We start from the raw sequence: 10,010 nt of genomic DNA, 5'->3' as shown, positions 1-10,010 counted from the left end.
GGGAACGGCGGGAGTGTGGCGGGGCGTCAGGCGCCGACGCTGGCCTTGTAGGCGTCGGCCGACATCAGGCCGTTGACGTCGTCGCTGTTGGCCGGCTTGAGCTTGAACAGCCAGGCGTCGAAGGCGTCGGCATTGACGCTTTCCGGCGCGGCCACGGCGGCGTCGTTGATGGCGATCACTTCGCCGGCCACCGGGGCGTAGATGTCGGACGCGGCCTTGACCGATTCCACCACGGCCAGCGCGTCGCCCGCGCCCACCGACTTGCCCACTTCGGGCAGTTCCAGGAACACGATGTCGCCCAGCGCGTCCTGCGCGTGGTCGGTGATGCCGATGGTCAGCGTGCCGTCGGCTTCGACGCGCACCCATTCATGGGACTCGGTGTACTTCAGGTCGGCGGGGAAAGTCATGGAATTCTCCAGATGCGGTTTGTTGTTCAGCGCCAGCCGGGCGGGGGATCGCGTGGAGCGGGGGTGGCCGCCGGCGGGCGCGCTGTGACCGGGTGCGAGCGTTCAGCTCACGAGTGCCTTGCCATTGCGCACAAACGGCAGTTTAACCACAGTCGCGGCGAGTTTGCGGTCGCGGATCTCGACCTGCACCTCGGCGCCGGCGGCAACGCCGAGCGGCAGGCGGGCAAAAGCGATGGACAGGGACAGCGAGGGGCTGAAGGTGCCGCTGGTGATCTCGCCCTCGCCGGCCGCGGTGATCACTTTCTGGTGCGCGCGCAGCACGCCGCCCTTCTCGCGCAGGATCAGGCCGGTGAACTGGCGAGTCTGGCCGGCGGCGGCGAGCGCCGCCTTGCCGGTGAAGTCGCGCTCGCTCTGCAGGTCCACGGTCCAGGCCAGGCCGGCGTCGAGCGGCGAGGTGTGGATGTCCATGTCCTGGCCGTACAGGTTCATGCCGGCTTCCAGGCGCAGCGTGTCGCGCGCGCCCAGGCCGGCCGGGCGCACGCCGGCGGCGTTCAGTTTTTCCCACAGGCCGGCGACGTTCTCGGCCGGCACCACCAGCTCGAAGCCGTCCTCGCCGGTATAGCCGGTGCGCGCCACCATGACCTCGCCCAGCGCGGGGTCCTGCACCACGATGGCGTTGAACGGCTTGAGCGCTTCGCTCGGCTGGGTGGCCGGGAAGGCGCTCCACACCTTGGCGCGCGCGTTCGGGCCCTGCACCGCGACGATGGCCAGCGGCGCGGCGCCGGCCGGCGCGTTGTCGCCGCGGCGCGGGGTGATGGCCACGCCGCTGCCGGTGGCGGCATTGCGCGCGCGGATCCATTCGATGTCGCCGTTGGCGGTGCCGGCGTTGACCACCAGGCGGAAGCGGTCCTCGGCGAAGAAGTAGACGATCAGGTCGTCGATGACGCCGCCGCGCTCGTCGAGCATGCACGAGTAGAGCGCCTTGCCCGGCGTCTGCAGCTTGTCGACATTGTTGGCCAGCAGGCCGCGCAGGAACGCGCGCACGTTGGCGCCGGCCAGGTCGACCACGCACATGTGGGACACGTCGAACATGCCGGCGTCGGTGCGCACGGCGTTGTGTTCTTCGATCTGGGAGCCGTAGTTGACCGGCATGTCCCAGCCGCCGAAGTCGACCATGCGGGCGCCGAGCGCGCGGTGGATGGCATTGAGGGGCGTGGCCTGGAGCGTCATGTAGTCCTCGGGGGAAGCGGAAATCTCGGTTCGGAAACGAAAAAAGGGTCATCCGCCGCATGGCCGGCGCGCATGGCGCTGCCGGATCCGCTGCGGCGGATGACCCCTCTGTCCTCGATACCTGAGAGATTACAAGGCGGTCCCGCGGACCAGTGCCTTGCGCGCCCCTTCGGTGGGCACGCTCGCCATGTCCTGCGCTGCGCGCAGGCGGCGGGTGCCGCTCTCCAGAGTACGGCCTGCATCGTGTGCATGTTGCGGGCCGATCCGACCAGTCCTTGGTGCCTGAGAGTTTTCGGGTGATACCCCTTCGGCGGCGCAGGCTCTGCGCGCTCTCCCGGTCGGATGGCGCGACTCTACAGGCAGCCCCGGTGGCTTGTCAACGCGCGGCGCCGGGCCGGCGGGGGCGGACCCGCCGCCGTGTTAACATCTGCCGCTGCGGCCGCCCGCGGGATCGCCGTCCCGGTGCCGCGGTCTTCACAGGCAGCCCTGGCCGCCTTGTCCTTGCCGGTCCTTGCCGGTCCTTGCCGGGCCCGCGCCCGCCATTTCGCCATCCGCTTCCGCCACCACGCCCCGACGCCCCGACGCATGACCCACGGACTCAATCCCGCCCAATCCGAAGCCGTCCGTTATCTCGACGGACCCTGCCTGGTGCTGGCCGGCGCCGGCTCCGGCAAGACGCGGGTGATCACGCAGAAGATCGCGCACCTGATCGAGGACAAGGGCTTCGAGCCGAAGCACATCGCCGCCGTGACCTTCACCAACAAGGCCGCCAAGGAGATGCAGGAGCGCATCGCCAAGCTGATGGAAGGCAAGACCACGCGCGAGGGCCGCCGCATTCCGCTCAAGCAGATGACGGTGAGCACCTTCCACTCGCTCGGCGTGCAGATCCTGCGCGCCGAGGCCGAGCACGTGGGACTCAAGCCGCGCTTTTCCATCATGGACTCGGACGACTGCTTCGGCCTGGTGCAGGAGCAGCTCGCCACCACCGACAAGAAGCTGATCCGCAGCGTGCAGAGCACGATCTCGCTGTGGAAGAACGGCATGGTCGATCCCGAGACCGCCATCGCCACCGCCGAGAGCGCCGACGACCATCAGGCCGCGCTGGTCTACCGCAACTACGTGGCCACGCTGCACGCTTACCAGGCGGTGGACTTCGACGACCTGATCCGCCTGCCGGCCGAGCTGTTCGCGCGCGACGAGGCGGTGCGCATGAAATGGCAGAACCGCCTGCGCTACTTCCTGGTGGACGAATACCAGGACACCAACGCCTGCCAGTACGCGCTGCTCAAGCAGCTCGCCGGCGGCTCGCACCTGCGCGCGCCGGCCTTCACCGCGGTCGGCGACGACGACCAGGCCATCTACGGCTGGCGCGGCGCCACGCTCGACAACCTGCGCCTGCTGCAGACCGATTTCCCCGGGCTCAAGGTGGTCAAGCTCGAGCAGAACTACCGCTCCACGGTGCGCATCCTGGAAGCGGCCAACGCGGTCATCGCCAACAATCCCAAGCTGTTCGACAAGAAGCTGTGGAGCGAGCACGGCATGGGCGACCCGATCGCCGTCAACCCGATGAACGACGAGGAGCACGAGGCCGAGTCCGTGGTGTTCCGCCTGTCCGCGCACAAGTTCGAGCGGCGCGCGCAGTTCCGCGACTACGCCATCCTCTACCGTGGCAACCACCAGGCGCGCCTGTTCGAGCAGATCCTGCGGCGCGAGCGCATTCCCTACGTGCTGTCCGGCGGCCAGAGCTTCTTCGACCGCGCCGAGATCAAGGACATCTGCGCCTACCTGCGCCTGATCGCCAACGCCGACGACGATCCCGCCTTCATCCGCGCCATCACCACGCCGCGCCGCGGCGTCGGCAACGCCACGCTGGAAGTGCTCGGCACCTTCGCCGGGCAGGCCAAGGTGTCGCTGTTCGAGGCGGCCATGATGGGCGGCATCGAAGGCAAGCTGCAGCCGCGCCAGCTCGAGCCGCTGCGCGTGTTCTGCGAGTCGATGGTGCGCCTGGCCGGCCGCGCGGCCAGCGATCCGGCCAGCCAGGTGCTCGACGACCTGATGGAAGGCATCCACTACGAAGCCTACCTGTACGACACCTTCGACGAGCGCCAGGCCCAGTCGCGCTGGACCAACACGCTGGAGTTCCTCGACTGGCTCAAGCGCAAGGGCACCCGGCCCGAGGGCGCCGAGGGCGAGGCCACCGGCTTCGACACCGCCGACGGCTTCGGCGACGAAGGCAAGAACCTGCTCGAGCTGACCCAGACCGTGGCGCTGATGAGCATGCTCGAAGGCCGCGAGGAAGATCCCGACGCGGTGCGCCTGTCCACGCTGCATGCCTCCAAGGGGCTGGAATACCCGCACGTGTTCCTGGTCGGCGTGGAAGAGGGCATCCTGCCGCATTGCCGCGAGGACGAAGACCTCGGCGACGAGAAGATCGAGGAAGAGCGCCGCTTGATGTACGTGGGCATCACGCGCGCGCAGCGCAGCCTGCAGATCAGCTGGTGCAAGAAGCGCAAGCGCGCGCGCGACACCTACTCGTGCGAGCCCTCGCGCTTCATCGGCGAGATGAAGCTCGAGGAAGCGCCCGCGCCGGCCGACGCCACCCCCGCCATGAGCCCCAAGGACCGCCTCGCCGGGCTCAAGGCGCTGCTCGGCACGCCCGGCAAGACCACCGCGTCCTGACGCCCGCGCCGGCGGCGCGGCGTACAAAGTCGATACATTGGCCTACAAGCGGGACAAGATCGGCGCCCGCCGGCCTCCTAACATCGCGGGTGCCCGGACTGCTGCACAGGTCCGGGCGCCGCGCCGTTCCGTCCCTTCGGAGTCGGCGTGGCCGGGCGACATGCCCGACTTCTTCCCTGTTTCGACGCCCCCGCACCCTGCGTCCGGGGGCGTTTTTTTATGCGCCCGCGCGGCTCACGGGCGCGCCACCCCCACCAGGAATTCGCCCTCCAGCAAGCCGCTTTCGTTGGGGCGGTGGACCATCACGAAGCCCGGATGCGCGCCGGCGAGCGGGTCCTGCCGCACCGTCACCGGCGACGGGCCGCGCGCGCGGTAGGCGGGATGGCTGGTATGCACGAGCTGGCTGAGCCGGTCGTCGAAGAACATCTGGGTGGTCAGCACGCCGTGCTCGCCGAGATGGATCTTCAGGTGGATGTGCACCGCGCGCGGCGCGTACCAGCCCGGGTAGATGGTCAGGAACTGCGCGCTGCCGTCGCGCCGGGTGGCCTGCGCGCCGCGCAGGAAGCGCTGCGCGCCGGCGGGCGCGGCGGCCACCGGCGCGGAAGCCTCGCCCGCGGCCGGCGGCGGCTCGGCCCGCTCGAAGCCGCTGTAGTGCCCGCCGGCATCGCAATGCCAGATGCTGGCCACGGCGCCGGCCACGCGCGCGCAGTTGCGCGCCGTATCCAGCACGATCACGCGCAGCCGCAGCGGCTGGCCGGGGCGGCGGTCGCGGATGTCGCTGCGCATCAGGGATTCGTCGATATAGAACGGGCCTTCGGCCCGCTCCGGCGTCAATGCGCACAGCGGCGGCGCGGTGCCGGCCTCGCCCGCCAGCCCGAGCAGGCCCGCGCCCAGCGCGCCGCCCACGCCGCCGAGTCCGCCGATGAAGCGGCGCCGGCCCTGGTCCGGCAAGGGGCTATCGCGCATCTCGGCGGTCCTCCCGGCGGCGCGGCGCAGCACTGGGTACGCGCGCAGGCGAGCTGCCCGGCGATTCAGGCGATTCAGGCGATTCAGGCGAGGCTTGCATGGGATTCATGGTGGTCTCCAGTGGCGGGCGCGGGGCGCCGGCTGCATGCCGATCGCTTCCAGCATAGCCCGGGGGCGGCCGAAACAAAGCGGTGCGGCGTGCACATGTTGATCTTAGGAGATGCGCGCGCTGCCCGGCGCGGGACAAGAGCGGAAAGCCGGGCGCCTGCGTGCGCCGCCGCGCATGCCGCTCGCCGCCGGCACGCGCGGTCTTGTGTCGATTCTGATACAAAGAGGCCACACCGCGCCCATCAGCGTGCGCCGCCATGCTGGTAGAGTGATCGCCTGGCGCAGGCCATGCGCCAGCCTGCCTTGGCGCGCCGCGCCGCGCGCGTGCCGATCCCGGGCGCCGCCGCGCCGCCAGCCATGCCGCCTACCGCCGCAACCTGCCACACCGATACCCCGATGGACCTGTCCCCCGCTTCGCCCCTGCACCTGCTGGTCGTCGACGACGATCCGCAGATCCGCGCCATGCTGGCCGAATATCTCGCCACCTTCGGCATCGAGGCCGACGGCGCCGAGGGCGGCGCCGCCATGCGCGCCGCGCTGGCCGCGCGCGACTACGACCTCGTGGTGCTGGACCTTTCGCTGCCCGGCGAGAACGGCCTGGCGCTGTGCCGCGAGATCCGCGAGCGCGGCGACCTGCCGGTCATCATGCTGACCGCGCGCACCGAGCTGGCCGACCGCGTGGTCGGCCTCGAAGTGGGCGCCGACGACTACGTCACCAAGCCGTTCGAGATGCGCGAGCTGGTGGCGCGCATCCACACCGTGCTGCGCCGCGCGCGCGCCGGCGCAGGCGCGGGCCTGAAGCGCCCGGCGACGGTGGCCGGCCACGAACTGCGCTTCGGCAGCTGGCGGCTCAACACCACGCTGCGCCAGCTCGTCGACGGCGAGGAAACCGTGGTGCCGCTGTCCAACGCCGAATTCCGCCTGCTGCTGGCCTTCATCGAGCATCCCAACCGCGTGCTGGACCGCGAGCTGCTGATCAACCAGGCGCGCGGCCGCGACCTGGACGTATTCGACCGCAGCATCGACCTGCTGGTCTCGCGCCTGCGCCAGAAGCTGCGCGACGACCCGCGCGACCCGGCACTGATCCGCACCGTGCGAGGCGAGGGCTATGTCTTCACCGGCACCGTCGAAGGCTGAGCGCGCGGGCTGGGTGGCCCGCCATGACACGATGTTCGTGCGGCTGTTCCTGGTGATGATGGCCATCATGCTGGCCGTGCACGTGCTGGGCGTCACCGTGATCGAGAGCATCTTCCCGCGTCCGGGCGAGATCGGCATCGCGCTGGTGCCCGGCGACGAACCGCCGCCCGACGACGCGGGCCCGCCCCGCGCCGGCGGCCCCGGCGCCGGTCCCGCTGCTGGTTCCGATACCGGCCCCGCTGCTGGCGCCACCACCGGCTCCGCCGCCGCTGGCGGCGCGCCCCGGGCGGACGCGGGCGGCGCCATGCCCAGGCATCACCACCTGCATCCGCCGCGCGGCCTGGGCCCGCCGCGCCTGGGCCTGCTGTTCCAGTTCGCCGCCATCATCGCCGCCTCGTGGGCCGGCGCGCGGCTGCTGGCGCGCCCGGTGCAGAGCCTGGCCAGCGGCGCCGGCCGGCTGGCGCAGGACGTGCACGCGGCGCCGCTCGACGAGGACAGCGGCCCGGCCGAGGCGCGCGCCGCGGCCCGCGCCTTCAACCACATGCAGCGGCGCATCCGCACGCAGCTCGCGCAGCAGTCGCGCTTCCTGGCCGCGGTGTCGCACGACCTGCGCACGCCGCTCACGCGCATGAGCCTGCGCATCGAAGGCGTGGACGACAACCGCGTGCGCTACCGCCTGCGCCAGGACCTGGCCGAGATGAACGGGCTGATCGACGCCACGCTCTACTACCTGCGCGAGCGCGACGGCAACGCCGGGCCGCGTCAGCGCGTGGACGTGCACGCGCTGCTGCAGGCCGTGGTGGACGACGCCACCGAGATCGGCCAGGACGTCACCCTGGCCGGCGCCGCCGCGCCGCTGCTGGCCTACCCGGCCGAGCTGCGCCGCGCGGTGGTCAACCTGGTGGAGAACGCGCACCGCTATGGCGGCAGCGCGCGCATCGAGCTGGCCGACAGCGCGGAGCGCGTGGTGATCGACGTGTGCGACAGCGGGCCCGGCATTCCGCCCGAAGACATGGCGCGCGTGCTGGAGCCGTTCTACCGGCTGGAGACCTCGCGCAGCCGCGCCACCGGCGGCGTCGGCATGGGTCTGTCGATCGCCTCGGACATCGTCGCGCGCCACGGCGGCGAGCTCAACCTCGCCAACCGCCCCGAAGGCGGCCTGCGCGTGCGCATCACGCTGCCGCGCGCCTGAGCGCGCCGGCGATGCGGGGTGACGCCGGCGCACGCGGGGAAGATGCCGGGAAGCCGCCGGGGTGACGCCAAGGTGGCGTCCGGGCGGTGTCCGACCACGCCCGCCCGGCGCGGCGCGACGCCGCTTGATGTTGATCAACGCCCGCCGGGCCGCCCGCCTCTAGGATGGGCGATCGACATCCGACACGAAGGCCGCCCCATGTCCGCGCCAGCCCCCGCCCCGCACCCCGCCAGCAGTCCGTCCACCCGATCCATCGCGCTGTCCGCCGCCGGCCAGCCGCGCGCCTGCTCCGGCAACTGCGGCGCGGCCTGCACCGGCAAGCAGCCCGGCGGCCACGCGCTGGCGGATTTCCGCGCGCTGGCCGGGCGCATGGACATCAACGGGCCGCGCTACACCTCCTACCCCACCGCGGACCGCTTCCACGGCGGCTTCGGCGAGGCCGACTACCTGCAGGCGCTGGCCGACTGCGCCGCGCAGCCGGCGCCGCTCTCGCTCTACGTGCACATCCCGTTCTGCGAGAACATCTGCTACTACTGCGGCTGCAACAAGATCATCACGCGCGACCACGGCCGCAGCGGCCGCTACGTGCACTATCTCGTGCGCGAGATGGCGCTGGCCGCCGCGCGGCTCGGCGCGCGGCGCGAGGTGGTGCAGTCGCACTGGGGCGGCGGCACGCCGACCTTCCTCGACGCGGCCGAGATGCGCCGCGTGATGGACGCCATGCACGCGCACTTCGACCTGCTGCCCGAAGGCGAGCACTCCATCGAGATCGATCCGCGCCGCGTCGGCGACGCGCAGATGGCGCTGCTGGCCGAGCTCGGCTTCAACCGCGTCAGCCTCGGCGTGCAGGATTTCGACGCCGAGGTCCAGCAGGCCATCCACCGCGTGCAGTCGCAGGCCGAGACCCGCGCCGTGGTCGACGCCGCGCGCCGGCTCGGCTTCCGCTCGGTCAGCATGGACCTGATCTACGGCCTGCCGCACCAGACCGCGGCGCGCTTCGCCGCCACCGTGGAACAGGTGCTGGCAATGCGCCCGGACCGGCTCTCGGTGTACAGCTACGCGCACCTGCCGCACGTGTTCAAGCCGCAGCGCCGCATCGACGAGCGCGCGCTGCCCGCGGCCGCGGAGAAGCTCGACATCCTGGTCGGCACCATCGCGCAGCTGACCGCCGCCGGCTACGTCTACATCGGCATGGACCACTTCGCGCTGCCCGACGACGCGCTCGCCGTGGCCCAGCGCGAAGGCCGGCTGCAACGCAACTTCCAGGGCTACTCGACCCACGCCGGCCACGACCAGCTCGGCTTCGGCGTGTCCTCGATCGGCGCGGTCGCCGGGCGCTACGTGCAGAACGCGCGCACGCTCGACGAATACTACGGCGCGCTCGACCACGGCACGCTGCCGGTGATGCGCGGCTTCGCCACGGACGCGGAAGACCGCCTGCGCCGCGAAGTGATCGGCGCGCTCATGTGCAACGGCGTGCTCGACATTGCCGCGCTCGAGGCCCGCGCGGGCATCGACTTCGCCACGCATTTCGCGGCCGAGCTCGACGAGCTCGCCACGCTGGCCGGCGACGGCCTGGTGCGCATCGAACCCGCGCGCATCGAGGTCACGCCGCTGGGCCGCCTGCTCGTGCGCCGCGTGGCGATGGTGTTCGACAGCTACCTGCGCGCCGATGCCGGCCGGGCTGCCCAGGCGGCCCAGGCCGCCGCGCCGGCGCGCGACGCTGATGTGGGTACGCCGGTGAAGACGCCCGCGGAAGCGCCGCTGCGCTACTCGCGCGTGGTCTGAAACTGGCAAGTTCGCCGCGTCGGCATCGGCACGGCATCGACGCGGTACCAACGCGGCACCAATGAAAAAGCCCGGCGCACGCGCCGGGCTTCTGCTTGGGATCGCCGGCGCCGCAACGGGCGCCGGGAGCGTTACTTCGCGGCGTTCGCCATGTAGTCCACCGCGGCGAGCACGTCGGCATCCGGGCCGGCGTAGCCGCCCTTCGGCGGCATCACGCCCTTGCCCTTGAGCGCGAACGCGTGGACCGCGTCCATGCCTTCCTTCAGGCGCGGCGCCCAGGCCGCCTTGTCGCCGAACTTCGGCGCGCCGGCGACACCGGCGGCGTGGCAGGCGGCGCAGACCTGCTCGTAGACCTTCTTGCCCACGTCGGCCGAAGCCGGCGCGGCGGCGGCTGCCGCCGGAGCCGCAGCGGCAGGCGCGGCCGCAGCAGGCGCCGCGGGTGCGGCCGCCGCCGCCGGCGCTGCGCCGGCATCGGACGCGGCCGCCGTGGCGCCGCCGGCCGG

Annotated in this window: 8 protein-coding genes and 2 riboswitches; of the genes, 4 read left to right on the top strand and 4 right to left on the bottom strand. The window is 71.8% G+C overall.

Annotation, left to right across the window (positions count from 1 at the left end):
• Positions 1-26 precede the first annotated feature (26 nt).
• Together gcvH and gcvT are read right to left on the bottom strand one after the other, a co-directional pair.
• The gene (gene gcvH, locus K206_RS0100440; RefSeq protein WP_020200434.1) at positions 27-407 is read right to left on the bottom strand and encodes a glycine cleavage system protein GcvH; all 381 of its coding nucleotides are present in this window, start codon (positions 405-407) and stop codon (positions 27-29) included.
• A 102-nt stretch (positions 408-509) separates the two neighbouring features.
• Positions 510-1,637, bottom strand: coding sequence for a glycine cleavage system aminomethyltransferase GcvT (gene gcvT / locus K206_RS0100435; protein ID WP_020200433.1), 1,128 nt, complete (start codon positions 1,635-1,637; stop codon positions 510-512).
• 98 nt (positions 1,638-1,735) lie between these two features.
• Positions 1,736-1,875, bottom strand: a riboswitch (glycine riboswitch).
• A gap of 21 nt (positions 1,876-1,896) precedes the next feature.
• Positions 1,897-1,984: riboswitch (glycine riboswitch) on the bottom strand.
• A 238-nt stretch (positions 1,985-2,222) separates the two neighbouring features.
• Between gcvT and K206_RS0100430 the strand changes: the two genes are divergently transcribed.
• Complete coding sequence (locus K206_RS0100430) at positions 2,223-4,316, top strand: UvrD-helicase domain-containing protein (RefSeq protein WP_029043057.1); 2,094 nt, start codon at positions 2,223-2,225, stop codon at positions 4,314-4,316.
• Positions 4,317-4,550: 234 nt separating this feature from the next.
• Here K206_RS0100430 and K206_RS0100425 read toward each other — a convergent pair whose 3' ends face one another.
• Positions 4,551-5,282 carry a protocatechuate 3,4-dioxygenase gene (locus K206_RS0100425; protein ID WP_043364936.1) on the bottom strand — a complete coding sequence of 244 codons (732 nt, stop codon included), beginning with the start codon at positions 5,280-5,282 and terminating at the stop codon, positions 4,551-4,553.
• Between the two features lie 504 nt (positions 5,283-5,786).
• Between K206_RS0100425 and K206_RS0100420 the strand changes: the two genes are divergently transcribed.
• From K206_RS0100420 to hemN, 3 genes are all read left to right on the top strand, one after another.
• Entirely contained in the window at positions 5,787-6,527 is a 741-nt protein-coding gene (locus K206_RS0100420; protein ID WP_029043056.1) for a response regulator, read from the top strand.
• On the top strand, positions 6,499-7,719 hold the full coding sequence (locus K206_RS0100415; RefSeq protein ID WP_155887893.1) for an ATP-binding protein: 1,221 nt from the start codon (positions 6,499-6,501) through the stop codon (positions 7,717-7,719). Before K206_RS0100420 ends, K206_RS0100415 begins: the two co-directional genes overlap by 29 nt.
• Positions 7,720-8,088: 369 nt before the next feature.
• Complete coding sequence (gene hemN / locus K206_RS0100410) at positions 8,089-9,507, top strand: oxygen-independent coproporphyrinogen III oxidase (protein WP_231401516.1); 1,419 nt, start codon at positions 8,089-8,091, stop codon at positions 9,505-9,507.
• A 131-nt stretch (positions 9,508-9,638) separates the two neighbouring features.
• Here hemN and K206_RS0100405 read toward each other — a convergent pair.
• A partial coding sequence (locus K206_RS0100405) for a cytochrome c5 family protein (RefSeq protein ID WP_020200427.1) occupies positions 9,639-10,010 on the bottom strand: 372 nt, incomplete at its 5' end.

This window comes from Cupriavidus sp. WS (genome assembly GCF_000395345.1).
Taxonomy (GTDB): Bacteria; Pseudomonadota; Gammaproteobacteria; order Burkholderiales; family Burkholderiaceae; genus Cupriavidus; species Cupriavidus basilensis_B.
This window is presented reverse-complemented; position numbering and strand designations above follow the sequence as displayed.

Bases quoted from the DNA above. Each gene is read 5' to 3' on its own strand.
- K206_RS0100425 (WP_043364936.1), bottom strand. From the start codon at position 5,282: ATGCGCGATAGCCCCTTGCCGGACCAGGGCCGGCGCCGCTTCATCGGC.
- K206_RS0100415 (WP_155887893.1), top strand. From the start codon at position 6,499: ATGTCTTCACCGGCACCGTCGAAGGCTGAGCGCGCGGGCTGGGTGGCC.
- hemN (WP_231401516.1), top strand. From the start codon at position 8,089: ATGGACATCAACGGGCCGCGCTACACCTCCTACCCCACCGCGGACCGC.
- K206_RS0100430 (WP_029043057.1), top strand. From the start codon at position 2,223: ATGACCCACGGACTCAATCCCGCCCAATCCGAAGCCGTCCGTTATCTC.
- gcvT (WP_020200433.1), bottom strand. From the start codon at position 1,637: ATGACGCTCCAGGCCACGCCCCTCAATGCCATCCACCGCGCGCTCGGC.
- gcvH (WP_020200434.1), bottom strand. From the start codon at position 407: ATGACTTTCCCCGCCGACCTGAAGTACACCGAGTCCCATGAATGGGTG.
- K206_RS0100420 (WP_029043056.1), top strand. From the start codon at position 5,787: ATGGACCTGTCCCCCGCTTCGCCCCTGCACCTGCTGGTCGTCGACGAC.